This window comes from Streptomyces novaecaesareae (assembly GCF_000716875.1).
Taxonomy (GTDB): domain Bacteria; phylum Actinomycetota; class Actinomycetes; order Streptomycetales; family Streptomycetaceae; genus Kitasatospora; species Kitasatospora novaecaesareae.
In genome coordinates this window covers 86,686-113,232 of record NZ_JNWQ01000002.1, presented here as the reverse complement: position 1 = coordinate 113,232, position 26,547 = coordinate 86,686, and the positions used below count along the sequence as shown (strand labels likewise).

Annotated in this window: 21 protein-coding genes and 1 pseudogene; 16 read left to right on the top strand and 6 right to left on the bottom strand. The window is 74.8% G+C overall.

Translation table 11 applies throughout. The features are described 5' to 3' along the window. Genes OP86_RS01430 through OP86_RS01380 form a run of 11 tightly spaced genes read left to right on the top strand, consistent with a single transcriptional unit; the run spans nucleotide 1 to nucleotide 11,655 of the window. On the top strand, nucleotides 1–1,272 hold the full coding sequence (locus tag OP86_RS01430) for a glycosyltransferase (RefSeq protein WP_033330591.1): 1,272 nt from the start codon (nucleotides 1–3) through the stop codon (nucleotides 1,270–1,272). Then, nucleotides 1,273–2,508 carry a class I SAM-dependent methyltransferase gene (locus tag OP86_RS01425; RefSeq protein ID WP_030057320.1) on the top strand — a complete coding sequence of 412 codons (1,236 nt, stop codon included), beginning with the start codon at nucleotides 1,273–1,275 and terminating at the stop codon, nucleotides 2,506–2,508. Then, the gene (locus OP86_RS01420) at nucleotides 2,505–3,317 is read left to right on the top strand and encodes a glycosyltransferase family protein (RefSeq protein WP_030057319.1); all 813 of its coding nucleotides are present in this window, start codon (nucleotides 2,505–2,507) and stop codon (nucleotides 3,315–3,317) included. The genes OP86_RS01425 and OP86_RS01420 overlap by 4 nt, the downstream gene beginning before the upstream one ends. Then, nucleotides 3,314–3,961, top strand: coding sequence for a PIG-L deacetylase family protein (locus OP86_RS01415; protein WP_030057318.1), 648 nt, complete (start codon nucleotides 3,314–3,316; stop codon nucleotides 3,959–3,961). The genes OP86_RS01420 and OP86_RS01415 overlap by 4 nt, the downstream gene beginning before the upstream one ends. 3 nt (nucleotides 3,962–3,964) lie before the next feature. After that, a complete protein-coding gene (locus OP86_RS01410) occupies nucleotides 3,965–4,990 on the top strand; it encodes an NAD-dependent epimerase/dehydratase family protein (protein WP_030057317.1) in 1,026 nt (341 codons plus the stop codon). Continuing rightward, complete coding sequence (locus tag OP86_RS01405) at nucleotides 4,978–6,261, top strand: DUF4910 domain-containing protein (protein WP_030057316.1); 1,284 nt, start codon at nucleotides 4,978–4,980, stop codon at nucleotides 6,259–6,261. The genes OP86_RS01410 and OP86_RS01405 overlap by 13 nt, the downstream gene beginning before the upstream one ends. 5 nt (nucleotides 6,262–6,266) lie before the next feature. Beyond that, the gene (locus OP86_RS01400) at nucleotides 6,267–7,595 is read left to right on the top strand and encodes an MATE family efflux transporter (RefSeq protein ID WP_033330588.1); all 1,329 of its coding nucleotides are present in this window, start codon (nucleotides 6,267–6,269) and stop codon (nucleotides 7,593–7,595) included. Beyond that, a complete protein-coding gene (locus tag OP86_RS01395; protein ID WP_030057314.1) occupies nucleotides 7,592–8,539 on the top strand; it encodes a glycosyltransferase family 2 protein in 948 nt (315 codons plus the stop codon). The genes OP86_RS01400 and OP86_RS01395 overlap by 4 nt, the downstream gene beginning before the upstream one ends. Then, nucleotides 8,536–9,756, top strand: a complete 1,221-nt coding sequence (locus OP86_RS01390; protein WP_030057313.1) for a polysaccharide pyruvyl transferase family protein — start codon at nucleotides 8,536–8,538, stop codon at nucleotides 9,754–9,756. The genes OP86_RS01395 and OP86_RS01390 overlap by 4 nt, the downstream gene beginning before the upstream one ends. Next, nucleotides 9,753–10,304, top strand: coding sequence for a dTDP-4-dehydrorhamnose 3,5-epimerase family protein (locus tag OP86_RS01385; RefSeq protein ID WP_030057312.1), 552 nt, complete (start codon nucleotides 9,753–9,755; stop codon nucleotides 10,302–10,304). Before OP86_RS01390 ends, OP86_RS01385 begins: the two co-directional genes overlap by 4 nt. A gap of 7 nt (nucleotides 10,305–10,311) precedes the next feature. Continuing rightward, nucleotides 10,312–11,655 (top strand): glutamate-1-semialdehyde 2,1-aminomutase, encoded by a 1,344-nt coding sequence (locus OP86_RS01380; protein WP_030057311.1) that lies wholly within the window; start codon nucleotides 10,312–10,314, stop codon nucleotides 11,653–11,655. A gap of 13 nt (nucleotides 11,656–11,668) precedes the next feature. Here OP86_RS01380 and OP86_RS01375 read toward each other — a convergent pair whose 3' ends face one another. Then, nucleotides 11,669–12,331, bottom strand: coding sequence for a phosphatase PAP2 family protein (locus OP86_RS01375; RefSeq protein ID WP_030057310.1), 663 nt, complete (start codon nucleotides 12,329–12,331; stop codon nucleotides 11,669–11,671). A 156-nt stretch (nucleotides 12,332–12,487) separates the two neighbouring features. Here OP86_RS01375 and OP86_RS38980 point away from each other — a divergent pair, with 156 nt between their 5' ends. From OP86_RS38980 to OP86_RS01360, 5 genes and pseudogenes are all read left to right on the top strand, one after another. Then, on the top strand, nucleotides 12,488–12,580 hold the full coding sequence (locus OP86_RS38980) for an Ms4533A family Cys-rich leader peptide (RefSeq protein ID WP_342447777.1): 93 nt from the start codon (nucleotides 12,488–12,490) through the stop codon (nucleotides 12,578–12,580). Nucleotides 12,581–12,687: 107 nt separating this feature from the next. Continuing rightward, nucleotides 12,688–12,931: pseudogene (locus tag OP86_RS34445) on the top strand (ABC transporter ATP-binding protein); the annotation flags it as partial. A gap of 53 nt (nucleotides 12,932–12,984) precedes the next feature. Further along, nucleotides 12,985–13,338 (top strand): ArsR/SmtB family transcription factor, encoded by a 354-nt coding sequence (locus OP86_RS01370; RefSeq protein ID WP_033330586.1) that lies wholly within the window; start codon nucleotides 12,985–12,987, stop codon nucleotides 13,336–13,338. 111 nt (nucleotides 13,339–13,449) lie between these two features. Continuing rightward, nucleotides 13,450–14,820 (top strand): MFS transporter, encoded by a 1,371-nt coding sequence (locus OP86_RS01365; RefSeq protein ID WP_033330584.1) that lies wholly within the window; start codon nucleotides 13,450–13,452, stop codon nucleotides 14,818–14,820. A gap of 128 nt (nucleotides 14,821–14,948) precedes the next feature. After that, nucleotides 14,949–17,012: a SpoIIE family protein phosphatase gene (locus tag OP86_RS01360; protein ID WP_030057306.1), complete on the top strand. Its 2,064-nt coding sequence runs from the start codon at nucleotides 14,949–14,951 to the stop codon at nucleotides 17,010–17,012. Between the two features lie 107 nt (nucleotides 17,013–17,119). Here the strand turns inward: OP86_RS01360 and OP86_RS01355 are convergent, their stop codons facing one another. From OP86_RS01355 to OP86_RS01335, 5 genes are all read right to left on the bottom strand, one after another. Then, on the bottom strand, nucleotides 17,120–18,151 hold the full coding sequence (locus OP86_RS01355) for an NAD-dependent epimerase/dehydratase family protein (protein WP_033330582.1): 1,032 nt from the start codon (nucleotides 18,149–18,151) through the stop codon (nucleotides 17,120–17,122). A 4-nt stretch (nucleotides 18,152–18,155) separates the two neighbouring features. Beyond that, nucleotides 18,156–18,776: a flavin reductase family protein gene (locus OP86_RS01350; RefSeq protein ID WP_425337747.1), complete on the bottom strand. Its 621-nt coding sequence runs from the start codon at nucleotides 18,774–18,776 to the stop codon at nucleotides 18,156–18,158. Beyond that, nucleotides 18,773–19,267, bottom strand: a complete 495-nt coding sequence (locus OP86_RS01345; protein ID WP_051829533.1) for an acyl-CoA thioesterase — start codon at nucleotides 19,265–19,267, stop codon at nucleotides 18,773–18,775. Before OP86_RS01345 ends, OP86_RS01350 begins: the two co-directional genes overlap by 4 nt. Further along, entirely contained in the window at nucleotides 19,267–25,128 is a 5,862-nt protein-coding gene (locus OP86_RS01340) for a type I polyketide synthase (protein ID WP_033330579.1), read from the bottom strand. Before OP86_RS01340 ends, OP86_RS01345 begins: the two co-directional genes overlap by 1 nt. A 343-nt stretch (nucleotides 25,129–25,471) precedes the next feature. After that, nucleotides 25,472–26,545 carry a carboxymuconolactone decarboxylase family protein gene (locus OP86_RS01335; protein ID WP_033330577.1) on the bottom strand — a complete coding sequence of 358 codons (1,074 nt, stop codon included), beginning with the start codon at nucleotides 26,543–26,545 and terminating at the stop codon, nucleotides 25,472–25,474. Nucleotides 26,546–26,547: the final 2 nt, after the last annotated feature.

Below are 26,547 nucleotides of genomic sequence, written 5' to 3'. Positions count from 1 at the left end.
ATGCGCATCCTCGTGGTGCACAACCGCTACGCCTCGGCGCAGCCGAGCGGGGAGAACAAGGTCGTCGACCAGGAGGTGGAGCTGCTGCGCGAGGCCGGCCACCGGGTCGAGCTGTTCGAGCGGCGCAGCGACGACATCGCCGCCCGGTCCCTGCCGGGCAAGGTGGCGGTGCCGCTGCTGGTGCCGTGGAACCCGGCGGTCCGGACCGAGCTCGCCGCCCGGCTGCGCACCGAGCGGCCGGACGTGGTGCACGTCCACAACGTCTTCCCGCTGCTGTCGCCCGCGGTGCTGGCCGCCTGCGCCGACGCGGGCGTGCCCGCCGTCGCCACGCTGCACAACTACACCCAGGTCTGCCCGCCGGGCACGCTGCAGCGGGACGGCCGGCCGTGCACCGAGTGCGTCGGACGGGCACCGCTGCCCGCCGTCCGGCACGGCTGCTACCGCAACTCCCGGCTGGCGACGGTGCCGCTCGCGGTCAGCCTGGCGGTCAACCGGCGGCGGTGGTGGTCCGGCGTGGAGCGGTTCTTCTGCATCTCGGCGGCGCAGCGCGACGTCCTGGTGCGGGCCGGCCTGCCGCCCGAGCGGCTGGCGGTGAAGCACAACTTCGTGCCCGAGCCGGGCGCCTGCCGGACGGGCGCCGGCGAGCACCTGCTCTACCTCGGCCGGCTCGCGGAGGCCAAGGGGGTGCGGCTGCTGATGGCCGCGTGGGACGAGCTCGCCGCCGACGGCGGGGTGGGCGTGCCGCTGGTGATCGCCGGCGCGGGGCCGCTGGAGCGGGAGGTGTCCGCCTGGGCGGCGGGCCGCGCGGACGTACGCCACGTCGGCCTGTACGACCAGGCGCAGTGCCGGCAGGCCGTCGCCCGGGCGGTCGCCGTGGTGGCTCCCTCGACGTGGCTGGAGGCGTTCGGCCTGGTGGTCGTGGAGGCGATGGCGGCCGGCGTCCCGGCCGTCGCCGCCGGTCACGGCGCCTTCGTCGAACTCGTCGAGGACGGGCGGACCGGGCTGCTGCACCGGCCGGGCGACGCGGCCTCGCTCGCGGCCTGCCTGCGCCGGATCACGGCCGAGCCGGACCGCAACCGGGAGATGGGCCGGGCCTCCCGGCGCCGGTACGAGCAGGGGTTCAGCCCGGCCGTCGGCCTGGAGCGCCTGGTGGAGGGGTACCGCACCGCGATCGCGGGGCGGTCCGGCGGCGCGGACGGCGCGCCGCCGGTGGCGAACGGAAACGCTGGCTCGCGGCGGGGCACCCGCGCGGGCAGAAATGGGGGCAAGTAGATGCCACGATGCCGACTGTGCGGCTCGACGGCGATGGGGAGCGTCGTCGACCTGGGGGCGACCCCGCCGTGCGAGAGCTTCCTCGCCGCGGACCGACTGGACCTGCCGGAGCCCGCGTACCCGCTGCACCTGCGGGTCTGCACCGACTGCTGGCTCGCGCAGATCCCCCCGCTGATCACGCCGGAGGAGACGTTCACGCAGTACGCGTACTTCTCCTCCTACTCGACCTCCTGGGTGGAGCACGCCCGCACCTTCGTCGCCGACGCCGTGGGGCGGCTGGGCCTGGGCCCGGACGCCTTCGTGGTCGAGGTCGCGAGCAACGACGGGTACCTGCTCAGGCACGTGGTGGACCGGGGGATCCGCTGCCTCGGCATCGAACCGTCGGTGAACGTCGGCGCCGCGGCGCGGGAGGCGGGTGTGCCCACGCTCACGGCGTTCCTGGACCCGGCCACCGGCTCGGAGGTGCGCGCCGAGCACGGCCCGGCGGACCTGGTCGTGGCCAACAACGTGTACGCGCACATCCCCGACGTGGTCGGCTTCACCCGGGGGCTGCGCGCCCTGGTCGCCGACGACGGCTGGGTCTCCGTCGAGGTGCAGCACCTGCTGACCCTGATCGAGGAGAACCAGTACGACACGATCTACCACGAGCACTTCCAGTACTACACGGTCGCGTCCGCGATCCGGGCGCTGGCGAGCGGCGGACTCGCGCTCGTGGACGTCGAGTTGCTGCCCACGCACGGCGGCTCCATCCGGCTGTGGGCCCGGCCGGCCGAGGCGGCCGGCGAGCCGACGCAGCGGGTGGCCGACGTGCTGGCCCGGGAGAAGGCCGCCGGGCTGCAGGAGCTGTCCGGGTACACCGAGTTCTCCGCCCGGGTGGCCAAGGTGCGCCGGGACCTCCTGCGCTTCCTCATCGAGGCGGCGGAGCGCGGCGAGACGGTCGTCGGCTACGGCGCCCCGGGCAAGGGGAACACCCTGCTCAACCACTGCGGCATCCGGCCCGACCTGCTCCCGTACACCGTCGACCGCAACCCGTACAAGCACGGCAGGTTCACCCCGGGCACCCGCATCCCGATCCTGGCGCCCGAGCAGATCGGCGTGGACCGGCCGGACTACGTCCTCGTCCTCCCGTGGAACCTGCGGGCCGAGCTGGTCGAGCAGTTGTCCTTCGTGCACGAGTGGGGCGGTCGGCTGGTCTTTCCCATCCCGGAACTGAGCATTGTCGAGGTGAAGCCGTGAAGGTCGTCCTGTTCTGCGGCGGTTACGGGCTGCGGATGCGCAGCGGAGCCTCCGACGACGTGCCCAAGCCGATGGCGATGGTCGGCCCGCGGCCGCTGATCTGGCACGTCATGCGCTACTACGCGTACTTCGGGCACACCGAGTTCATCCTGTGCCTCGGCTACGGGGCCCACCACATCAAGGACTTCTTCCTCAACTACGAGGAGACGACGTCCAACGACTTCGTGCTGCGGGGCGGGCGGACCGAGCTGCTGTCCACCGACATCGCCTCCTGGACGATCACCTTCGCGCAGACCGGCATCGAGTCGCCGATCGGCGAGCGGCTGCGCCGGGTGCGCCACCACCTGGACGGCGACGAGATGTTCCTGGCCAACTACGCCGACGTGCTCACCGACGCCCCGCTGCCGGAGATGATCGACCGGTTCGCCGAGCGCGACGCCGGTGCGTCGATGATGGTGGTGCCGCCGCAGTCCTCCTTCCACTGCGTGGACCTGGGCGAGGACGGCCTGGTGGGGGGCATCACCGCGGTCAGCGACATGCCGCTGTGGGAGAACGGCGGCTACTTCGTGCTCCGCCAGGAGGTCTTCGACCACATCCCGGAGAACGGCGACCTGGTCGCCGACGGATGCGCCCAACTGGCCAAGCGCGGACGGCTGGTGGCGCACCAGCACCGCGGCTTCTGGAAGCCGACCGACACCGTGAAGGAGCGGGCCGCGCTCGACGCCGGCTACGCCCGGGGCGACCGCCCGTGGGCGGTGTGGGAGAAGGACGGCACGGGGGCGACCGGCTCCGGGGTGAGGACCGCGTGATCCGGCTCGGGGCCGGACGCCTGGACCGGATCGTCGCGGTGGGCGCGCACTGCGACGACATCGCCATCGGCGCCGGCGGCACACTGCTGACGCTGTGCCGCGCGCGGCCGGGCCTGCGCGTCGACGCGCTGGTGCTCTCCGGCGGCGGCAGCGAGCGGGAGCAGGAGGAGCGGGCCGCGCTCGCCGCCTTCTGCCCGGGCGCCGACCTGCGCCTGACCGTGCACAAGCTGCCGGACGGCCGGCTGCCCGCGCACTGGGACGAGGCCAAGGCCGCGGTCGAGGAACTGCGCGCGCAGACCGACCCGGACCTGCTGCTCGCGCCGCGCACCGAGGACGCGCACCAGGACCACCGCGGCCTGGCGGAGCTGGTGACCACCGCGTTCCGCGACCACCTGGTGCTCGGCTACGAGATCGTCAAGTGGGACGGCGACCTCGGCCGCCCGACGGCGTACCAGCCGCTGTCGCCGGAGGCCGCCGAGGAGAAGGTGCGGCTGCTGCAGGAGCACTACCCCTCGCAGCGGCACCGGCCCTGGTACGACCGGGAGGCCTTCCTCGGGCTGGCCCGCATCCGCGGCATCGAATGCCACGCGCGCTACGCCGAGGCCTTCTCCGCCACCAAACTCGTCATCAACCTGGGGGGTTGACCCATGCGCGTACTGCTGACCGGACACCAGGGCTACCTGGGCACCGTGATGGCCCCGGTCCTCGCGGCCGCCGGGCACGACGTCGTCGGGCTGGACGCCGGCCTGTTCGCGGACTGCCTCCTCGGCCCGACACCCGCGGACCCGCCCGGGCGGCGGGTGGACCTGCGCGACGTCACGGCCGAGCACGTGGCCGGGATGGACGCCGTGATCCACCTGGCCGCGCTGTCCAACGACCCGCTGGGCTCGCTGGCGCCGGACCTCACCTACGACATCAACCACCACGCCTCCGTCCGGCTGGCCCGGCTGGCCCGCGACGCCGGAGTGCGGCGCTTCCTGTACGCGTCGACCTGCTCGGTGTACGGCGCCGCCGGCGGCGACGAGCTGGTGACCGAGGACGCCCCGCTGCGCCCGGTGACGCCGTACGCGGAGTCCAAGGTGCGGGTGGAGGACGACCTGAACGCGCTGGCCGACGACGACTTCAGCCCGGTGTACATGCGCAACGCCACCGCCTTCGGCTACTCGCCCCGGCTGCGCGCCGACATCGTGCTGAACAACCTGGTGGGCCACGCGCTGCTCTCCGGCGAGGTGCTGGTGCTCTCCGACGGCACCCCCTGGCGCCCGCTGGTGCACGCCGCCGACATCGCCCGGGCCTTCGCGGCCGCGCTGACCGCCCCGCGGGAGGCGGTGCACGACCGGGCGTTCAACATCGGCAGCGAGGTCAACAACGTCACCGTCGCCGAGATCGCCGAGCAGGTCGCCGAGGCGGTGTCCGGCGCGAAGGTGCGGATCACCGGGGAGAACGGCGCCGATCCGCGGTCGTACCGGGTCGACTTCGCCAGGTTCCGCGCCGCGCTGCCCGGCTTCGACTGCGAGTGGACGGTGAAACAGGGCGCACTCGAACTCGCCGACGCCTACCGGGAGTTCGGGCTGACCCGGGACGCCTTCGAACGGCGCTTCACCCGGCTCGCCGTGCTGCGCGCGGCGACCGAGGCCGGCGCCGTCGACGACACCCTGCGGTGGCGCCGGTGACCGCGGTCGGCGAGGAGATGCACGCGCTGGTGGAGCGGCTGTACCCGCTGTGCCGGAGCATCACCGGCGACGGCGTGCGCGCCACCCTGGAGATCGTCGGCGAGTACGTTCCGCTGCAGGTGCACGAGGTACCGACCGGGACGCAGGTGCTCGACTGGACGGTGCCGCAGGAGTGGAACATCCGGGACGCGTACATCGCCGACGCCACCGGCCACCGGGTCGTCGACTTCGCCGCCTCCAGCCTGCACGTGCTCGGCTACAGCGTGCCGGTGGCGGCGACCATGCCGCTGGCCGAGCTGCGCGCACACCTGCACACCCTGCCGGACCACCCCACCTGGGTGCCGTACCGCACCAGCTACTACACGGCCGACTGGGGGTTCTGCCTGGCCCAGGAGACCCTGGACGGGCTGCCCGAGGGCGACTACGAGGTGCGCATCGACTCCACGCTCGCGGACGGCCACCTCACCTACGCCGAGCACGTCGTCCCCGGGCAGGTCCCCGACGAGGTGATCGTCTCCTGCCACGTCTGCCACCCGTCGCTGGCCAACGACAACCTGGCGGGCATCGCGGTGGCGGTGTTCCTGGCGCGGGCACTGGCGCAGCACACTCCCTACTACACCTACCGGTTCATCTTCGCGCCCGGCACCATCGGGGCGATCACCTGGCTGGCCCGCAACGCGGAACGGATCGAGCGGGTCAGGCACGGGCTGGTGCTGGCCTGCGCCGGCGACCGGGGCCGGCTGACGTACAAGCAGAGCAGGCGCGGCGACGCGGAGATCGACCGGGTGCTGCGGCACGTCCTGCGCACCTCCGAACGGCCGCACCACATCGCCGAGTTCACTCCGTACGGCTACGACGAGCGGCAGTACTGCTCACCCGGGTTCGACCTCGGCGTCGGCTCGCTCAGCCGCACCCCGTACGCCGGGTACCCCGAGTACCACACCTCGGCGGACAACCCGGACTTCGTCTCGCCCGAGGCGATGGCGGACACGCTCGCCGTCTGCCGCGAGGCCTTCGACGTCCTCGACCGCAACCGGCGGTACCTCAACCTCAGCCCCTACGGCGAACCGCAGTTGGGGCGGCGCGGGCTGTACGACTCGCTCGGCGGCCGCAGCGACGCCAAGCAGGCGCAGCTGGCCATGCTCTGGGTGCTCAGCCTCTCCGACGGCGAGCACAGTCTGCTGGACGTCGCCGAGCGGTCCGGGCTGCCGTTCGACACGGTCGCCGCCGCGGCCGACGCCCTGCACGGCGCCGGACTGGTCAAGGCCTGACGCCGATGACCACCGAGGAGGAGAAGACGACGACACCGGCCCCGGCCGCGGTGGCACCGGCCGCGGCGGCACCGGCCAAGCGGGGCGTCGCCGGCCGGCTGTCCTGGGGGCTGGCCGACCAGGCGGTCTCCAGCATGACCAACTTCGCGGTGGGCATCTACGTGGCCCGCGAGCTGGGGGTCACCGCGTTCGGCGTGTTCAGCCTGGCCTGGCTGACCTACGGCGTGGTGCTCAACGTCGCCCGCGGGCTGGCCACCGACCCGCTCATGGTGCGCTTCAGCGGCGTGCCGGAGGCACCCTGGCGAGCAGCAACGGCCCGGTCGACGGGCGCCGCGCTCGGCGTCGGCACCGCCCTCGGCGCGGTGTGCCTGCTGGTCGGGCTCGGCCTCGGCGGCCGGGTCGGGCCGGCGTTCGCCGGCCTCGGCGTCGCGCTGCCGGCGCTGCTGCTCCAGGACTCCTGGCGGTTCGCGTTCTTCGCCGCCGGCGCCGGGCGCAAGGCGTTCGCCAACGATCTCACGCAGGGCGTCGCGCTCGTCCCGGCCATGCTGGTGGCGGCCCGGGTGGGCAGCGTGGCCGCCTTCGTGCTGGCCTGGGGCGCGTCCGCCGCCGTGGCCGCCGGGTACGGCTTCGTCCAGTCCGGCCTCCGGCCCCGGGTCTCGCAGGCCCGCGGGTGGCTCCGCGAGCAGCGCGACCTCGGCTACCGGTACCTGGTCGAGAACGTCAGCCTCAGCGGCGCGAGCCAGCTGCGGGCGTACGGGCTCGGCGCGATCGCCGGGGTCGGCGCGGTGGGGGCGGTCCGGGGCGCCGAGCTGCTGCTCGGCCCGTTCCTCGCCCTGCTGATGGGGCTGTCGCTGGTCACCGTCGCGGAGGCGGCCCGGGTGCTGCGGCAGGCACCGCAGCGGCTCGGCAGGTTCTGCCTCCAGCTGGGCGGCGGGCAGGCCGTCGCCGCGCTGCTGTGGGGGGCGGCGCTGCTGCTGATGCCGGACCGGGCCGGCGAGCTCGTCCTGGGCGACGTCTGGCACTCCGCCTCGGCGCTCATCCTGCCGGCCACCCTCGGCGTCGCGGGCGCCGGCCTGGGCAGCGGCGCGGCGGCCGGGCTGCGCGCGCTCGCCGCGGCCCGGCGCAGCCTGCGCTGCCAGCTGTTCGCCTCCGCCTGCTACCTCGGCGGCGGGCTCGGCGGGGCCGCCCTGGCCGGCACGGCCGGCTCGGCCTGGGGCGTCGCCGCCGCGACCGTCAGCGGCTCGGCCGTGTGGTGGCTGCAGCTGCGGGCCGCCCTGCGCGAACACCGGCACGACCCCGAAGTCCCCGAAGTCCCGGAAATGAGGACGTCATGACCGCCCATCCCCGGCTGAGCATCGGCCTGCCCGTGTACAACGGCGAGGAGTACCTCGCCGAGTCGCTCGACGCCCTGCTCGGCCAGACCTACGAGGACTTCGAGCTGGTCATCTCCGACAACGCCTCGACCGACGCGACCCAGGACATCTGCCGACGGTACGCCGAGAAGGACTCGCGGATCCGGTACCTGCGGCTGTCCCGGAACATCGGCGCCGCGCCGAACCACAACTACGTGTTCACCCAGTGCCGCGGCGAGCTGTTCAAGTGGGCCTCGCACGACGACCTGTACGCCCGGGACCTGCTGCTGCGCTGCGTGGAGGCACTCGACGAGCGGCCGGACGTGATCCTCGCCCACTCCGGCCAGGCCGTCATCGACGAGACCGGCCAAGTGAAGGTGCCCTACGAGTACGGGCTCGCCACCGACTCGCCGTCCGCCCCGGTGCGCTTTCGCAGCCTGCTGTTCGAGCCCGGTGGCGACGACTTCTACGGGGTGATGCGGGCCGACGTGCTGCGTCGGGTGAAGCCGCACGACAGCTACCACCACGCGGACCGCACCTTCGTCGCCGAGATCACCCTGCACGGGCGCTTCCATCAAGTACCGGAGCTGCTGTACTTCCGCCGCGACCACCCCACCCGCGCCGAGCGGGCGAACCCCTCCAAGCGCTCCCGGTGCGTCAACCTGGACCCGCGCCGGGCGGGCCTGCTGCACCCGACGCCCCGGCTGCTCGCCGAGTACGTCCTGGGCTTCGCCTCGGCGATCTGCCGGGCCCCGCTCTCCTCCGCCGACCGCAGCGCCTGCAACCGCCACCTGGTCTCCTGGATGACCAGCCGGCTGCGCCCGGGCGCCGGCGAGCGGGTCGAGGACCGCGCCCCGGTCGAGCCGGCCTCGCGCACGGTCAACGTCGACGACCTCGTGGCCGGGCGCGAGGGGAGGCAGGCATGACCCCCCAACGCCCGGCGCGCGTCGGGGTGTTCGGCCTGCTCGGCTCCGGCAACCTCGGCAACGACGGGTCGCTCGAAGCCGTGCTCGGCTACCTCCGTGCCGTGCACCCGACCGCGGCCGTGGACGCGCTGTGCGGCGGGCCGGAGGTCGTCACGGCCCGCTACCGGATCCCCACGACCCGGCTGCACTGGTACCGCGGGGAGTACCGGACCGCCTCGCGGGCGGGCGCCATCGCGGCCAAGGGCCTGGGCAAACTCGTCGACGCCGTCCGCACCGCCGCCTGGGTGCGCCGGCACGACGTGGTGATCGTGCCGGGCATGGGCGTCCTGGAGGCCACCCTGCCGCTGCGGCCCTGGGGCTTCCCGTACGCGCTGTTCCTGCTCTGCGCCTCCGGCCGGCTGTTCGGCACCCGGGTGGCGCTGGTCGGCGTCGGCGCCGCCCCGATCGCCGACCGGCCGACCCGGGCCCTGGTGCGCTGGTCGGCGCGGCTGGCCGCGTACCGGTCGTACCGGGACGAGCTGTCCCGCGAGGCGATGCGGGCGATGGGCGTGGACACCGCGCGCGACGAGGTCCACCCGGACCTCGCCTTCGCCCTGCCGACGCCGCCCGCGAGCGCGCCCCCGGTTTCTCCCGGCCCGGTCTGCGTCGGCGTCATGGACTTCCACGGCGGCAACGACGACCGCGCCCGGGCCGAGGAGATCCACCGGCGCTACCTCGACGGGACGACCCGCTTCGTCCGCGCGCTGGTCGAGGACGGCAGGCCGGTCCGACTGCTCACCGGTGACGGGGCCGACACGACGGTGGTCGACGCGATCCTCGCCGCGGTGGACTCGCCGCTGGTCACCGCCGCCGCGACGGCCTCGCTGGCCGACCTGATGGAGGAGACGGCGGCTGCCGAGGCCGTGGTGGCGACCCGCTACCACAACCTGGTCTGCGCGCTGAAGGTCGGCACGCCGACGCTCGCCCTGAGCTATGCGGCGAAGAGCGACGCGCTCATGGCGCAGATGGGGCTGGGCGCCTACTGCCACCCGGCGCGCGAGGTCGACGCGGACCGGCTGATCGAGCAGTTCCGGGAGCTGGAGAAGCGCTCGGCCGAGCTGCGGCAGACCCTCGCCGAGCGGAACCTGGACGCCGCCCGGCGCCTTGACGACCAGTTCACCGCCCTGACCGCGGCCCTCTTCCCCGCGGCCGACAAAGCCCTGCAGGAGACCCCGTGAAAGCGACCCACGTCCCGGCGATCGCCGGCGCGTACCTGTTCGAGCCGACGCCGTACACCGACGAGCGCGGCTTCTTCTGCCGCACCTTCGACGCCGACGTGATCCGCTCGGTGGGCCTCGACCCGGACGCCTTCGTCCAGCACAGCGTGTCCCGCTCCGTCCGGGGCGTGCTGCGCGGCCTGCACCTGCGCTCCGGCGCCGGCGAGGCCAAGCTGGTGCGCTGCTCGTACGGGAGGGTCTTCGACGTCTTCGTGGACCTGCGGCCGGACTCGCCGACCTACCGCAACCAGGCCTACTTCGAGCTGTCCGGCGAGACCCAGGCGAGCGTGTACATCCCGGCGGGGTGCGCGCACGGCTTCCAGGCGCTGACCGAGACCACCGACGTCTCGTACCTGATCGACCGCCCGCACGATCCCGCCGAGGACGTGACGATCGCCTTCGACGACCCGGAGCTCGCCATCCCCTGGCCGCTGCCGGCCGTCTCGATGTCCAAGCGGGACCGGGAGGCGCCGAGCCTCGCCGAGGCCCTGCAGCCGAAGGAGCAGTGAGGTCCGCATGGACACCGGAGACACCGGAGACAACGAAGAGTTCAGCCTCCCCCGGTCGCGGGCGGCGAACGAGCGGCTGCACGCCCTGATCCCCGGGGGCGCGCACACCTACGCCAAGGGCGACGACCAGTACCCCGAGGACCTGGCCCCGGTCATCAGCCACGGCCGCGGCGCCCACGTGTGGGACGTCGACGGCAACCGCTACGTCGAGTACGGCTCCGGCCTGCGGTCGGTCAGCCTCGGCCACGCCCACCCGCGCGTGGTCGAGGCGGTACGGCGGGAACTCGACCGCGGCAGCAACTTCGTCCGGCCGTCCATCGTGGAGGTCGAGGCCGCGGAGCGCTTCCTGGCCACGGTGCCGACCGCCGAGATGGTGAAGTTCGCGAAGAACGGCTCCGACGTCACCACCGCCGCGGTACGACTCGCCCGCGCCGTCACCGGGCGCCCGCGGGTGGCCATCTGCGGCGACCACCCGTTCTTCTCCGTCGACGACTGGTTCATCGGCACCACGCCGATGTCCGCCGGCATCCCGGCGGCGACCACCGAGCTCACCGTCGCGTTCCCCTACGGGGACCTGGCGGCGACGGAGGAACTGCTCACCCGGTACCGGGACGAGGTCGCCTGCCTGATCCTCGAACCCGCCGGCCACACCGAGCCGCCGCCCGGGTACCTCGCCGGACTGCGCGAGCTGGCCGACCGGCACGGCTGCGTCCTGGTCTTCGACGAGATGATCACCGGCCTGCGCTGGTCCGAGGCGGGCGCCCAGGGCCTGTACGGCGTCGTCCCCGACCTCTCCACCTTCGGCAAGGCGCTGGGCAACGGGTTCGCCGTCTCCGCACTGGCCGGACGCCGCGAGCTGATGGAGCGGGGCGGGCTTCGCCACCCCGGCGACCGGGTGTTCCTGCTGTCCACCACGCACGGCGCGGAGACGCACTCGCTGGCCGCCGCGACGGCCGTCCTCACCACCTACGTCGAGGAGGGCATCACCGCGCGGCTGCACGCCCTCGGCGAGCGCCTGGCCGCCGGTGTCCGCGAGGCCGCGGCCGGCATGGGCGTCGGCGATCACGTCGTCGTCCGGGGCCGGGCCAGCAACCTGGTCTTCGCCACCCTCGACGGGAACCGGCAGCCGTCGCAGCAGTACCGCACCCTGTTCCTGCGCCGGCTCCTCGCGGGCGGGGTCCTGGCCCCGTCCTTCGTGGTGAGCAGCGCGCTCGACGACGCCGACATCGACCACACCGTCGACGTGGTGGCCCAGGCATGTGCCGTGTACCGGAAGGCACTTGACGCCGCCGACCCCACCCCCTGGCTGGGCGGGCGGGCGGTGAAGCCGGTGTTCCGCCGCCTGGCGTGACGCGGGTGTGACGTCAGTGGCGCGCGCGCCGGTCGGCCACCCGGTCGACCAGCCACGCGGTCGCCGGGACCACCGCCAGCGCGGTGCACCAGCCGCCGAGGACGTCGGTCGGGTAGTGCGCGCCCAGCGCGACCTGCGCCCAGCCCATGGCGGCGCCGGCGACCAGCGCCGCGGCGAGCACGAGCGGCGTGCCGGCCGCCCCGCCGAGGCCGGGCCGGTCTCGGTCTCGGCCGAACCGGCCGGTCGCGAGCAGTGCCAGCACGAGGGCGAGCGCGGTGGCGAAGGCCGTGTGCCCGCTCGGGTACGACAGGTTGTCGCCGTGGATGGTGCGCCCCACCAGGTGCTTGAGCAGCGTCGCCGCGCCCACGGCCAGGCCGACGCCGGCCACGGCGAACACCGCCGCACGAGGGCGCCGGAGCAGCAGGCAGCCCGCCACCGTGGCTCCGACCAGCACCGCCGCCCCCGCGGGCTCCCCCAGGAAGTCCGCGGCCCGGGCGACGTGCCGCCACGGCGACTCCACCCCCTCCACCGCCGCTCCGATCCGCGCGTCCACCGCGCCGGGCTCGCTCTCGCCGGCGTACCGGGCCCCGAGCACGACGACCACCAGCGCGGCGAGGGCCGCGATCAGCCCGAGCCACCCGCGGCCCTGAGTCGAGCCTCTACTCGTCAACGCCACCAACAATCCGTTCGCCACAGGTCATTGACGGATCGCCACTGACTCTTCAACCGCGCCCTGTTCGCAGCGCCCCCGAAGCCGGATTCATGCTACTGACGTACGGCGGGTGCCGTCGGGCCTTTGACATTCCGCTGACCGTCATACGGTCTTCTCCGCATGTCCGACCGTCACCCGACCGAGTGCGCCGCCATCGAGCTGGCGCTGATCGGCGTGGCCACGCACTGCGTCTCCGACAACCTCTGTCGCTGAACCCGCCTGTCCCGACGCGTTCGCGATGATCGCCGCCTCGGGGCGTCGCCCCTTCCTGCGGGCGCGGTGCTGCTCACCCTCCCCCCAAGCCTCACTGTCGCCCGCCGTACCACCGCTACCCGCACGAGTTCTCCGGCGGGCAGCGGCAGCGGGTCGGCATCGCCCGGGCGCTCGCACCGCGGCCGCGGCTGATCGTCTGCGAGGATCGTGGAACAGGGCGACGCCGACGCGGTGTACGACTCCCCCCAGCACGCCTACACCAAGGGCCTGCTGGCCGCCGTACCGGTCCTGGACCCGACCGAAGCCGCCGCCCGGCGCCGGGCCCGGCTGGCCTCCGTGGGAAGCGGCTGAGGACCGGACCGCACGCGGTCGGCCGGCGCCGCCGCGGACCCTACGATGTGCACATGAGCGTAAGCACGCACCTGGCAGGTGCACACGGTTCGCAGGAGCCGGCCGACGAGCGGCTGGAGGTCGCCGCCGGTGTTCTCGCCCTGCTCGCCGACCGCACCCGGCTCGCGCTCCTGCAGCGCCTCGGCGAGGGCGAGGCCGACGTCACCACCCTGACCGAGGTGAGCGGCGCGGCCCGCCCCTCGGTCAGCCAGCACCTGGCGAAGCTCCGGCTGGCCGGCCTGGTCGCCACCCGCAAGGACGGCCGCCGGGTGGTGTACTCCCTGCGCCACGGCCACCTGCGCCGGCTCGTGGACGAGGCCCTGAGCGTCGCCGACCACCAGATCCGCGCGCTGCCGCCGCACGACTGACCGTCCGGGCCGACCTCCCCTGCCCTGCTTTCCCGCCCATGGGTGCACAAGTACGCACATGTTGGCTACGCTGGTGGTGTCCCTCCACTCCACCGACCGGGGACGGGCCCGATGCTCGCCGTACTGCGCAACCGCACCTACCGCCACCTGTTCACCGCCCAGGTCGTCGCCCTGGTCGGAACCGGACTGGCCACCGTCGCGCTGAGCCTGCTCGCGTACCGGATCGCCGGGAACGACGCCTCCGCCGTCCTCGGCACCGCGCTGGCGATCAAGATGGTCGCCTACGTCGCCATCGCCCCGCTGGCGGGCGCACTCGCGGAGCGAATACCCCGCCGGGCCCTCATGGTCGCGATGGACCTCACCCGGGCCGGCGTCGCCGTCGCGCTGCCGTTCGTCACCCAGGTGTGGCAGATCTACCTCCTGATCTTCCTGCTCCAGGCCGCCTCCGCCGCGTTCACCCCCACCTTCCAGGCCACCATCCCCGAGGTGCTGCCCGCCGAACGCGACTACACCGACGCCCTCTCCCTGTCCCGCCTCGCCTACGACCTGGAGAGCCTGTTCAGCCCCGCGCTCGCCGCCGGCCTGCTGGCCGTGGTCTCCCCCGGCTGGCTGTTCGCCGGCACCGCGGCGGGCTTCCTCGCCTCGGCCGCCCTCGTCGTCTCCGCCGTCCTGCCCAAGCCGAAACCCGTCGAGCGCACCGGCGGGGTCTACGCCAAGGCCGCCTTCGGCACCCGGCTGTTCCTGGCCACCCCCCGACTGCGGGCCCTCCTCGCCCTGGACCTCGCGGTCGCCGCCGCCGGCGCCATCGTCTTCGTCAACACCGTCGTCCTCGTCCAGGACCACTTCCACCGGAGCGCGGGCGCCGTCTCCTTCGCCCTCGGGGCGTACGGCGCCGGGTCGATGGCCACGGCGCTCCTGCTGCCCCGGCTGCTGCGACGACGCGGCGACCGCGCCGTCATGCTGGCCGCCGCCCACGCCCTGCCGCTCGTGCTCGCCGCCGTCGCGGCCGTCACCGCGGCCACCGCGAACACCTGGACCTGGACGGCGCTGCTGGCGGCCTGGGCCGCGATCGGCGCCGCCTCCTCCGCGGTCCTCACCCCCGGCGGCCGGGTGATCCGCCGCTCCGCCGCCGACGCCGACCTCCCCGCCGCCTTCGCCGCCCAGTTCTCCCTCTCCCACGGCTGCTGGCTGCTCACCTACCCACTCGCCGGCTGGCTCGCCGCCGGCGCGGGCCTGCCCGCGACCGCGCTCGTCCTCGGCGCCGTCGCGCTGGCCGGCACCGCCGCCGCCACCGCCGTCTGGCCGCGCCGCGACCCCGCCAGCCTCGGCCACGTCCACCACGACCTGCCCGCCGGGCACCCCCACCTGGCCGGCGCCAGCCACACCCCGGACGGCTGGCGGCACGGCCACGACTTCGTCATCGACCACCTGCACGACCACTGGCCCCGCCCCGCCGCAGGCCGGCCCACCGCCGGCGTGTAAGCCGGCGGGGCCCCGGGCCCGTCCCGAGGCTGCCGGGCGGGCCGGTGCGGAGAGACGATAGGAGGCAACCCCACCGCACGGGCCCCGGAGCGGCCACGCCGCCTGCACCCGGCAGAAGGAGGCCGAGCATGGACGGCTCCGCCGAAACGCCGCAGGTGACGCCGTCCGCGCCCGGCGGCCTGCTGGACGTGCTGGGCGTCGCCGCGGCGGTGCTCGACGCCGACGGGCGGATCGTCCTGTGGAGCCCGCAGGCGCAGGACCTGTTCGGCTGGAGCGCCGAGGAGGCGCTCGGCCGGTACGCGGCGAAGCTGCTCGTACGGGAGGAGGACGTCGGCCGGGTCCTCGACCTGTTCGGCGAGGTCATGGGCGGCGCCGGGCCGTGGGCAGGGGTCTTCCCCGTGCGGCACAAGGACGGCGGCACCCGGCTGATCGAGTTCCGCAACATGCGCCTGGAGGACGTGCACGGCGGCCGCTACGCCCTGGGGCTCGCCACCGACGCGGGCGTCCTGCGCGGCGTCGAACGTGATCTGGCCCTGTCCGTGCGGCTGGTCGCGCAGTCCCCGATCGGTCTGGCCGTCTTCGACCCCGAACTGCGGTTCGTCCTCGTCAACCCGGCGCTGGAACGCATCAACGGCCTGCCGGCCGAACACCACATCGGCCGCACCGTCCGGGAGACCCTGCCCTTCCTCGACGCGGACGACGTCGAGGACGTGATGCGCCGGGTCCTGGCCACCGGCACGCCCCGGCTCGACCACTACACGACCGGCCGCACACCCGCCGACCCGCAGCACGACCACGCCTGGCTGGTGTCCTACTACCGCCTGGACGACCCGGCCGGGCGGGTGATCGGGCTGGCGACCTCCGTCCTGGACGTCACCGAGAGCCGGCACGCCGCCACCGAGGCCGCGAAGACCAAGCGGCGGCTGGTCCTCATCGCCGAGGCCTCGACCCGGATCGGCACCACCCTCGACCTCGACCGGACCGCCCGGGAGCTGGCCGACCTCGTCGTCCCGGAGCTCGCGGACGTCGCCGCCGTGGACGTCCTCGACTCCGTCCTGGAACCGCGCACCAGCGCCGGGCCCGGCACCGGCCCGGCGACCTTCCGCGCCCTGGCCGTCACGGCCACCCGCCCCGGCCCCGCCGTCCGCGCCGCCGACCCGCCCGGGGAGATCGCCAAGTACGACGCCAACCGCCTGGTCACCCGGAGCGTACGGACCGGCCGCCCGGTGCTCGTCGCCCACGTCCGCGAACCGGACCTGTCGCGCATCGCCCGCGACGAAACGGGCACCGCCCTCCTCGCCGAGGCCGGCCTGCACTCCTACCTGGCCGTACCGCTGACCGCCCGCGGAGAGGTGCTCGGCGCCCTGGACCTCAAACGCACCGACAACCCGCTGCCGTTCGACGAGGACGACGTGATCCTGGCCGGCGAGCTGGCCGCCCGCGCCGCCGTCTGCATCGACAACGCCCGCTGGTACCAGAGCCAGCGCAACGCCGCCCTCACGCTCCAGCGCCACCTCCTCCCCCGCCTGCCACCGCACGCCGCCGGGCTGAAGATCGCCTACCGCTACCAGCCGGCCGCGGCCGCCTCCGAGGCCGGGGGCGACTGGTTCGACGCCATCCCGCTCAGCGGCGACCGAACCGCACTGGTCGTCGGGGATGTCATGGGCCACGGCATCAACGCCGCGGCCACCATGGGCCAGCTGCGCACCGCCACCTGCACCCTGACCGGCCTCGACCTCGACCCCGCCCAGGTGCTCCACCACCTCGACCGCACCACCGCCGGCCTCGACGACATCATCGCCACCTGCGTCTACGCCGTCTTCGACCCGCACCGGCAACAGTGCCGCATCGCCCTCGCCGGCCACCTGCCCCCCGTACACCTCCGACCCACCGGCCCGCCCGAACTCCTCGCCCTGCCGACCGGCGCGCCCCTCGGGGTCGGCGGCGTCGCCTTCCGCACCACCGAACTCGCCCTGCGCACCGGAGACCGCCTCCTGCTGTACACCGACGGCCTCGTCGAGACCCGCGACCAGCCCATCGACGCCCGCCTGGACCTCCTCCTCGACCTCCTCACCGGCCCGCCCCTCCCCCTGGAGGCCACCGCCGACCGCCTCCTGACCGACCTGCGCCACCGGGACGACGAGGACGACGTCGCCCTGCTGATCGCCGAGGTCACCGACGGCCCCGGCTGACGGTCGGCGGGCGGGCCGGGGCCCGACGCCCGCGCCAGGAGTCCACCGGCTGAACGCATGACGGCGGCCCCGGTGTGCGGTGGAGCGCACACCGGGGCCGCCGGTTCTCAGCGGTCCTTCTCCTCCGCGAGGAGGCCGGCCTGGTGGTCGGTCAGCCGCCCCTGCCGGTGCAGCCAGCGCACCGTGTCGGCCATGGTCTCGGCGGTCGGCCGCGGCGTCAGCCCGCCGGTGCTCGCGGCCGGGTCGACCGGTGCGGCGCAGGCGCAGGTGTAGACGGCGCCGAACTCCGCGGGGATGTGCCAGGGCCATCCGCGCTGGACCAGGGAGACGAGTGCGCCGACCGGCAGCATGGCGCGGGCGGGCAGGAAGGCCGCGGGCAGCCGCCGCCCGGTGACCTCGCGCAGGATCCGCAGGTACTGCCGGGTGTCCAGGTGGAAGCCGGGGCCGAAGTGCCGGGCCGGGCCCGTCCTCGGCGCGGTCAGCAGGTGGCCGTGCAGGCGCGCGGTGTCGCGGACGTCGCCGACCGGGAAGCCGCCGAGCGGCCAGATCGGCATCAGTCCGCGCAGCACGTTGCGCAGCCGGGCGTTCTGGTCGCCCGCCCCCGGGTCCTGCGGGCCGAGCAGCGCGGGCGGGTAGCTGATGACCACGGGTGCGCCGTCCCGCTGGTGGCGGCGGGCGATGTGCTCGGCGGCGGCCTTGGTCGCCATGTACGGATCCCGGGGGCGGCCGACCGGGGAGTGCTCCGCGAGCGGGCGCCCCCCGGAGGGCAGCAGGGCGACGATGCTGGAGACGTGGATGATCGGGTCGGCGCCGGACCGCCGGGCGGCGGCCAGCACCGTCTCGGTTCCCCGTTCGTTGGTCCGGCGCATCGCCGCGTACTGCCGGCTGTCGAAGGAGTACACGGCCGCCGCGTGCAGGACGGCGTCGGCGCCGCGCACCGCGCGGGCCGCGTCGCCCTCGTCGGTCACGTCCCCGACGACCAGGTCGACGCTGCCCCGGTCCACCTCCAGCAGGCCGAGGGCCCGTTCCGCGGCGGCCGGGTCGCGGACCAGCATGCGCACCCGGTGGCCTCGGCGGACCGTCTCCGCGACCGAGTGGATGCCGACGAACCCGGTGCCGCCGGTCACGCTCACCAACATCGGGTCACCCCCTCGCCCGGCCGGTCTCGTCCGCGGCCCCGCCGAGGCCTGCCCCGTCGGCGCCCGCCCCGCCGACGCCCCGGTGGAAGGCGCCGCCGTAGAACAGCAGCGCCTGCCGGTTGTCGGCCCAGACCGAGGCGAGCACCTCGCCGAGGAAGATGGAGTGGTCGCCGCCGTCGTACTGCTCGGCGAGCTTGCACTCCAGCCAGGCGAGGGAGCCCGTCAGCAGCGGGGCGCCGGTGAACGGGCCGGGCTGCCAGTCGACGCTGTCGAACTGGTCGGCGCCGCGCGGCCTGCTCCTGCTCGCGAAGTACCGGGCCAGGGGCTCCTGTTCGGCCGCCAGTACGGATACCGCGAAGGAGCGGGTCGCCGTGATCGCCTGGTGCATGGTCGCGCTGCGGGCCACGCAGCACAGCACCAGCGGCGGCTCCAGCGACACCGAGCTGAACGCGTTGGCGGTCATCCCGTGGACGTACTCGCCGCCCGTGGTCAGCACCGTGATGCCGGTGGCGAACCGGGCCATCGTCTCGCGCAGGGTGCCCGGGAGGACGGTGATGTGCTCCGGGGCCGCCGCTGTCAGGGACGGTGGCTGGGTGTTGACCAGGGCCCGGCCGTTCTCGATCACCGCGTCCTCCCCGTCTCTCCCGGCGCGCCGGCCCGGGCGGCCGCCAGGGTCCGGACGGTCGCCGGGTCCTCGGCGTACGGCGCCAGGGCCAGGCGCAGCTCCTCGGGCACCCTGGCCGGGACGGTCGCCGCGTTCGGGCCGCGCATGCACGCGATCCGCTGCCGGCCGCGGGCGATCAGGGTCTCCTGTCCGCCGTCGATGCGCAGGTAGTCGAAGCGGAACTGGATCTGGGTCTGGGTCAGCTCCTCCAGCCGCATCCGGACGGACAGCTCGGCGAAGGAGGTGATCTCGGCGATGAAGTCGCACTCCACCTTGAGGGTGAACAGCTTCAGGTCGTCCTGCAGCTCGGCGAGCACCCCCGGCGCCTTCTCCTTGAGGAACATCTCCCGGCAACGCCCCTGCCAGCGCAGGTAGTTCACGTAGTAGACGTTGCCGACGAGGTTGGTCTCCTCGAAGCCCACGGTGTGCCGGATCTCGTAGTAGGCGGACATCAGTTCTCCTTCCCGGCGAGCGCCGCGAAGACCACCGGCTCCGTCCGGTCGTTGACGGTGGTCACCCAGGTGGCGATGGTCGCGTCGCCGGCGGACAGCACGACCCAGCCGTCCGGGTGGACGCGGTCGAGCGTCAGCGCCTGGGTCGTCGCGCCGGCCTTGCGCAGGCACTCCAGCGCGCTCCAGACCCTGGTGCCGGCCACCGCCGGGCCGTCGCCCGCCTCGGTCACCAGCAGGTCCCGCAGGGCGAGTTGGCCGGTGCCCAGCAGGGCGTCCCAGTCCTCGGCGGTCCGTTCCAGGACGGTTTCGAGGTCGCAGGCGAGCCGCCCGCGGCCCACCACGGCCATGGTCATTCCGGCGCCGTGCGAGGCGGACACCGTCCAGCCCTCGCGTCCGGGCGCACCGGCGAGTTCGGGCTTGCCGTCCGGCCGGTGGCGCAGCTCCACCGGGCGGCCCAGGGCCCGGCCGACGGCGGTTCCGGTGCGGGCCCGGCGGTCCCGGTCCGCGCCGGCGGTCTCCGCGGCGGGTTCGACGACCACCGCGCGGCTGCCGCCCAGTACCCGCTCCAGGCCGCGCTCCAGGTAGGAGCCGAGCATCGCGGGCACCCAGGGGCCGGCTCCGTCGCGCTTGCGGACGGCGACCAGGGTCAGCCCCTCCCAGCGCTCGACCACCTTTCCGGCGGGGGTGCGCACGTCGAGGTCGTAGACGTAGCGGTCCCCGTCCTGCGAGCGTTCCCGGGCGTCGAGCACGACGTACTCGGCGTCCTGGTCCGCCCGGTCGGCCAGCCAGAGCCGCTCGATGCTCTCCGGCAGCAGCGTGGCGTCCGGCACGCAGCACTGGATGGCGTGCATCATCGCGTCCCGGGTGCCGGGGTCGGCCAGTTGCTGGTCCTGCGGCAGGAAGGCGGCGAACCACGGCGTCTGGGCGGTGGTGGAGATCTCCGCGAGCGCGTGCCGGGCGCTGGCGCGCCGGTACTCCAGCAGGCGCTGGAACCGCTTGCCCTGGAACAGCACGCTGCCGTACAGCTCCGTCACCGGGTCCACCGGCACGGCCGGCAGCTCGAACGCGGCCGGCACCGGTGTGTCGGGCAGTTCGGGGCGGGGGTAGCGCAGCGTGGCCCGGAAGTGGTCGGCGGCGAAGTCGGTGTCCTCGCTGCGCAGCACCACGTCCACCGTCTCGGGGCCGCGGACCAGTGCCGCGATCCGGATGGTGGTCGAGCCGCCCGGGCGCACCACGACGGGGCGGCGGAACTCGACGTCCTCCAGCAGCGGCGGGCCCTGGTGCCCGCTCACCGCGGCGGCGACCTGGGCCATCGCCTCCATGCCGATCACGGCCGGGAAGAGCAGGTCGTCCTGGAGCCGGTGGTCGCTCAGGTAGGGGTCGCCGCCCTCGGTCAGTTCGGCCTCGGTGATCAGCTCGATGTCCGGGTGGTGCGCGACCACCCGCTCCACGAACCTGGTCAGCGGCAGCTCGCGGTGGGCGGTGGTGAGGGTGGGCAGGCCGCCGGCGCGGCCGCTGACCACCAGGACGGGGCCGGCCGAGGGGTCGGCGAGCACCTCGCGGAGCACCTGGATCCCGTTCTCGGTGGAGATCGGGGTGATGCCCTCCCGGATCAGCGCCTCGACGACGCCGAGCCGTTCGCCCATGCCGGCGCCGGACCAGACCGACCATTCCAGGGCGAGGGCGCGGGCCTGCGGGTACCGCTCCTGGAAGCGGACGGTCAGTTCGGTCATCCAGTCGTTGGCGGTCGCGTAGTGCGCCTCGCCGCGCAGGCCGGCCCGGCCGATGATCGAGCCGAAGGTGATCAGCAGTTTCAGGCGTTCCGGTTCGACGGCGGCCAGGACGGCCTCCAGGCCGGCGGTCTTGGGCGCCAGGGTCCGCCGGAAGTCCTCGGCGGTCAGGGCGTCCAGGGCGGCCGGCTCGTTGCGGCCGGCGCCGTGCAGGACCGCGGTGACCGGGCCGAGGCCGCTCTCCAGCAGGCCCACCGCGGCGGCGACCTCCTCGGGCGAGGTGACGTCGGCCCGGGCGTAGCGGAAACGCAGGCCCGCGGCGTCCATCCGGGCGAGGTTCGCGGCGAGCTCGTGGTCGGCGGCCGGATCGGCGCGGCCGATCAGGGCCAGGCCCGCCCCGGAGTCCTCGGCGATCGCCATGGCGCACTCGGCGGTGATGCCCTTGCCGCCGCCGGTGACCAGCAGGACGTCCCCGGTGTCGAGCGGTGAGGCGCCGGCCGAGGCCGGGCGGGGCTGCAGGGGGCGGAGCACCGGGACGGTGCGGCGCCCGTCCTGCTGGTAGCGGACCTCCGCGAAGCCGGCGGTGGCGGCGGCCTCGGCGACCACCCGGGCCACCGCTTCGTCGCGGGCCGCTCCCTCGGGGGCGGTGTCGGGCAGCTCGACCACCGTGGTCGGGACGGACGGGTGCTCCAGGTGCAGGGTCTTGGCCAACCCGCCGGCCCCGAGCCGGTGTTGGACCACGACCAGCCGGGTGCCTTCGGGGCCGGCCAGGGCCGCCCGCCCGGCAGCCAGGAAGAGTTCGGTGTCCTGCGGGCCGCACGCGGCCGGGAGGCAGAGCAGTACGCCGGGCCCGATCCCCGCGTGGGCGAGCGCGGTGCGCAGCGGTTCGGCCAGCGGGTGGCCGGGGGTGCTGTGCACCGTCCAGTCCCCGTCGGGTGCCGGGAGTTCGGACGGCGGGCGGGTCGGCAGCGCGGCGCCCACGTGCTCGACGGCGAAGGGCCGCACCCACGGGGCGACCCCGGGGACCTCGCCCGCCGGGGCGGCGCCGTCCTGCGCGGTGTCCGCCAACTCGTCGATCAGCTCGGCGATGTCGCCCAGGCGCACGGTCGCGTAGTTGGGCGTCGCGGCGAGTACGGGCCGGCCGAGCGCCCGGGCGACGTCGTTGACGATCTGGCCGATGGTGATGGAGCTCAGGTGCAGGTCGTCCATCGGGTGGGTCTGCGCGGTGACGGAGTCCAGCGGCAGCTCGACCCGCTCGGCGGCGAGCCGGCGCAGCAGTTCCAGGGTGGAGGCGGGGCTCTCGCCGGTGTCCGCGGGCGTCGGCCGCGCGGCCTGCTCGCCCCGGCTGGGCCCGCCGGCCCCGCCGTGCCCGTCCTCCGGCGGCAGCAGGCCCGCGCCGATGGCGGGGGCCGCCTCGCAGGGGTTGGCCAGGAAGGTCATCGCCCCGTCGGCGGGCAGCGGGCGGACCAGGCGGTCGCCGAACAGTGCCGGGGTGCGGACCGGGGCGCCGAGCACGTACGCGGCGCCGACGACCCTGAGCAGCGCGCCGATCGAGGCGCTGTCGGTGTCGACGGCCAGGGCGGTGGCGCCGGGCGCGATCTCCGCCAGCAGGCCGGAGAGCACCCGGCCCGGCCCGACCTCGACGACCAGGTCGGCGTCGGCGGCCACCGCACCGGCGGCTTCGTTGAAGCGGACCGGGAGCAGGACCTGTTGGCGCAGGAGCTCGCGCAGGTCGGTGCCGGGGTCGAGGAGCCGGCCGGTGACCGTGGAGGCGATCGGGCGGACCGGCTCGTGGAGGTCGAAGCCCGCCAGTTCGGCGGCCATCGCGACCGCGGCCGGCTCGACCAGCAGCGAGTGGAAGGCGTGCGACACGTTCAGGCGGGTCGCCGGGACGCCCTCGGCCGCGGCCCGGCGGCAGACCTCGTCGACCGCCCCGGCGGGGCCGGAGACGACCGTCTGCCGGGGCCCGTTGTAGCCGGCGATGACCACGTCCTGTCCGGCGGACAGCTCGGCGGTCCGCTCCGGGGTCGCCGCCAGGCCGGCCATCGCGCCGCCGCCGTGGCTGGCCTGTGCCATCACCCGGCCGCGGATCGTGGCGAGGCGCACCACCTGCTCCTCGCTCATCGCCCCGGCCCAGTGCAGCGCGGTCAGCTCGCCCAGGCTGTGCCCGACGGCGGCGTCGGCCCGGATGCCGAGGCTGTCCAGCACGCGCAGGGCGGCCAGCGAGCCGGTGACGATCCGCGGCTGGGCCACCTGGGTGGCGACCTGGTCGCCGCCGGGGGGCGGGGCGAACGCGCCGAACGCCTCCTCCGCCGTGGCGAAGCGGCGCCGGATGGCGCCGACGGCGCCGCGGCCGGAGCCCTGGCCCGGGAAGAGGTAGACGATCCGGGGGGCGGTCCTGGCCCGGGCGAGGAAGATCCCCTCGCCGGGCGAGAACGCCTCCCGTGCCCCGGAGTCGAGCAGGGCGAGCAGCCGTTCGAGGGCGCGGGCGGCGTCGTCCGGGGAGGCGGCGACGACGGCGGCGCGGACCGGGCCGCCGGAGAGCCGGTCGGCCAGCGTGCCGGCCAAGTCCGCCAGTTCGGCCTGGGCGAGCTTCGGCACGAGGTCGAGCAGCCCGGTCACCTCGGCCCGGAGCGCGGTCGGGTCCGCGCCGTCCAGCAGCAGCAGTTCGGCGTCCTGCCGGCCGGCGACCAGCCGGGTGGTGCGCTCGTCGAGCGCCTCCCGCCGGGTGCGGCCGGGCGCCTGGGCGACCGCGACGTGGGTGTTGATCCCGCCGAAGCCCATGGCCGACACGCCGGCCCGGACCGGCTGGTCGGCCGGCCAGAGTTCCGCCTGGCGCGGCACGTACATGGCGGCCTCGTCGCCGAGCAGTCCGGGGTGCGGGTCGACGTGGCCGGTCGCCGGGGGGATCACCTGGTGGTGCACGGCGAGGGCGGCCTTGATCAGCCCGGCGACGCCCGCCGCGGCCTTGGTGTGCCCGAAGTTGCCCTTGACCGTGCCGAGCGCGGCCGGGGCGGCCGTCGGGTCGGCGGTGCGGCGTGCGGAGGACAGCGCCTCGATCTCGGTCGCGTCGCCGAGGGCCGTGCCGGTGCCGTGGCCCTCGAAGTACGAGACGGTCTCGACGCCGTAGCCCGCCCGCCCGTAGGCGCGGGCCAGAGCGAGCCGGTGGCCGCCCGCCTCCGGCCGGGTGATGCCGCCCCTGCCGTCCGAGGAGACTCCCCAGCCGCTGATGCTCGCGTAGATCCGCCGCCCCTGGGCCAGCGCGTCCCGCTCGCGCATCAGCACCAGCATGCCGGAGCCCTCGCCGGGCCAGAAGCCGTTGGAGTCCTTGTCGTAGACCTTCATCTCGCCGGTGGCCAGTGCGCCGGTCTTGGCGAAGCCGATCACCTCGAACGGGTCGATCGAGAGGTCCACCCCGCCGGCGACGGCCACGTCCAGCTCGCCGTCGGCCAGGGCCTTGGCGGCCGTGACGACGGACAGCAGGGAGGAGGAGCAGGCGCCGTCGACCGTGTACCCGCCGCCGCGCAGGTCGAAGTGGTTGCAGATCCGGCCGGCGATGGTGTTGGCCAGGCCGCCGGCCAGCGAGTCCTCGTCGATGGGCGGGAAGGAGGACTTGTACTGGGGCTCCAGTTCGGTCAGGAACGTGGCGGCGTCCTCCTGGGACCAGCCCTGGCCGGCCAGCGCGGCGGCCACCGTGCGGCGGACGTACGGCCACCGCAGCCGCATGATGTTGGCCCGCGAGAATTCCCCGGTGAGGCTGTTTCCGACCACGACGCCGGTGGTCTGGTTGGGCAGTCCCGAACCGTCCGGGAATCCGGCGTCGGCGAGTGCCTCGTTGGCGACGTCGAGGGCCAGCCAGTGGGTCAGGTCGGTCGCCCGGTAGGTGCTTCCGGCGACGCTGTACTTGATCCGGTCGAACGTGTAGTCCCGGAGGACGGCGGCCTTCGTCGTGTAGTGGCGGTCGGGTGCGCTACGGTCCGCCGACCAGTAGTCCGCCTGGTTCATCCGCTCGTCCGGCAGCCTCCGGAAGGCCCGTCGGCCGCTCAGGACGTTCTCCCACAGTTCGCTCGCCGAATTGGCATCCGGGTATCGGAGGCCGATTCCCACGATAGCGATCCGCTCACTGCTCATGTATTCACCGCCCGTGGAGATGAATTGACGTCGAATCTCTTCGCCGACCCGACGGACCTGCACTGGTCAAGGGTGCCTCCGGGGCCGTCCGAATGTCTTCTCCGAGTTTGCTTTCCGCCCGGCCCGGGGGCCCGCTTTTTACATAACGGTGTGATTTCATCGGGCCGTTATTCGATAACGTCGTTATTCGATAACGCCGTGATTTAATGCCGCGATTATCCGGGCCCGGCCGCAGCGGCGGGCCCGGTCGGGGCGGCCGGGAACGCGCCGAGGCTCCCGCCGGTGGCGGGAGCCTCGGGTGTGCGGAGGTGCGGAGGTGCGGAGCCGACGGCCGGCCGCGGGGTCAGCCGCCGCCGACCGCCGTCACGCGCTCGGCGAGCCGGGAGCCCAGCTCCCGAGCCGCCGTCAGGGCGGCCCAGGAGGTGAGCTCGATCAGCGCGGTGTCGCCGGGCCGGCCGTGCCGGAACTCGGCCACGAGAGCGTCGTCGACCTGGTACGAGGCCTTGGCGGTCAGCAGGGCCAGCCGGCCCGCCGGGCGCTGCTCCCCGGGCAGGGCCGAGACGGCGTCCTCGACCCAGGCGCGGCTCAGCCCGGGCGCCTCCCCCGTCCACCCGGCCAGTTCGGCCGCCACCAGGGCCCGGACGCCGTCCGGCACCGAGCGGGCACCCGCCGCGTCGATCGCGGCGGCCGCCCGCGCGAAGGCGCCCGCGATGCTCGGCGTGCCCGCCGCCCAGCGCAGGTCCCCGGGCAGGGGTGCGGACGGCAGCAGGTCGAGCGAGGTCCCGGCCGGCGGGGCGCCGCGCGCGGCCCGCCGCATCAGCCGGCCGAGCACGGCCGTGGCCGCCGCCCGCGCGGCCGGCGGGAGCCCGGCCGGCACCGGGCTCTCCGCGAGGAACAGGTTGACCATGCGGTTCAGGTAGTGGAAGGTGACCGCCACCCCGACCAGTTCGGGAGCCGCGTCCGCGGGGAACCGCGCCGCCCCGCCCGGGGCGTGCCCCTGCCCCCCGGTCTCCCGGAGCCAGCCGGCCACCGCCTCGGCCACCCCCGCGGCGTCCGCACCGCCCGCGGCGGAGGCGGCCGCCGTGGGCAGCAGCGCGGCGAGCGTCGCGCCGTGCACCTGCACGCAGTACGGGCAGGAGTTGGCGGCCGAGACGGCGGCGGCCACCGCCTCCTTGGTCGCGCGGTCGACCCGCCCGGCGGCGACCAGCGTCTCCCGCAGCATCACCCAGGAGGCGGCGAGCACCTCCGGTGAGGCGGCGTGCAGACCGATCGGCGGCGGGAGCATGCCGAACTCCCGCTCGGCCTCGGCGAAGACGCCGGCCACCGCCTTCCCCGCCCCGGCCGGCCGGGGCGGGGTGACGCGGCGGATCTGCGCCAGTGACCTGCGCAGGGCAGGGCGCAGCAACGCTGTGGTCATGA

Bases quoted from the DNA above. Each gene is read 5' to 3' on its own strand.
- OP86_RS01430 (WP_033330591.1), top strand. From the start codon at position 1: ATGCGCATCCTCGTGGTGCACAACCGCTACGCCTCGGCGCAGCCGAGC.
- OP86_RS01425 (WP_030057320.1), top strand. From the start codon at position 1,273: ATGCCACGATGCCGACTGTGCGGCTCGACGGCGATGGGGAGCGTCGTC.
- OP86_RS01410 (WP_030057317.1), top strand. From the start codon at position 3,965: ATGCGCGTACTGCTGACCGGACACCAGGGCTACCTGGGCACCGTGATG.
- OP86_RS01400 (WP_033330588.1), top strand. From the start codon at position 6,267: ATGACCACCGAGGAGGAGAAGACGACGACACCGGCCCCGGCCGCGGTG.
- OP86_RS01395 (WP_030057314.1), top strand. From the start codon at position 7,592: ATGACCGCCCATCCCCGGCTGAGCATCGGCCTGCCCGTGTACAACGGC.
- OP86_RS01390 (WP_030057313.1), top strand. From the start codon at position 8,536: ATGACCCCCCAACGCCCGGCGCGCGTCGGGGTGTTCGGCCTGCTCGGC.
- OP86_RS01380 (WP_030057311.1), top strand. From the start codon at position 10,312: ATGGACACCGGAGACACCGGAGACAACGAAGAGTTCAGCCTCCCCCGG.
- OP86_RS38980 (WP_342447777.1), top strand. From the start codon at position 12,488: ATGTCCGACCGTCACCCGACCGAGTGCGCCGCCATCGAGCTGGCGCTG.
- OP86_RS01370 (WP_033330586.1), top strand. From the start codon at position 12,985: ATGAGCGTAAGCACGCACCTGGCAGGTGCACACGGTTCGCAGGAGCCG.
- OP86_RS01365 (WP_033330584.1), top strand. From the start codon at position 13,450: ATGCTCGCCGTACTGCGCAACCGCACCTACCGCCACCTGTTCACCGCC.
- OP86_RS01360 (WP_030057306.1), top strand. From the start codon at position 14,949: ATGGACGGCTCCGCCGAAACGCCGCAGGTGACGCCGTCCGCGCCCGGC.
- OP86_RS01355 (WP_033330582.1), bottom strand. From the start codon at position 18,151: ATGTTGGTGAGCGTGACCGGCGGCACCGGGTTCGTCGGCATCCACTCG.
- OP86_RS01345 (WP_051829533.1), bottom strand. From the start codon at position 19,267: ATGTCCGCCTACTACGAGATCCGGCACACCGTGGGCTTCGAGGAGACC.
- OP86_RS01340 (WP_033330579.1), bottom strand. From the start codon at position 25,128: ATGAGCAGTGAGCGGATCGCTATCGTGGGAATCGGCCTCCGATACCCG.
- OP86_RS01335 (WP_033330577.1), bottom strand. From the start codon at position 26,545: ATGACCACAGCGTTGCTGCGCCCTGCCCTGCGCAGGTCACTGGCGCAG.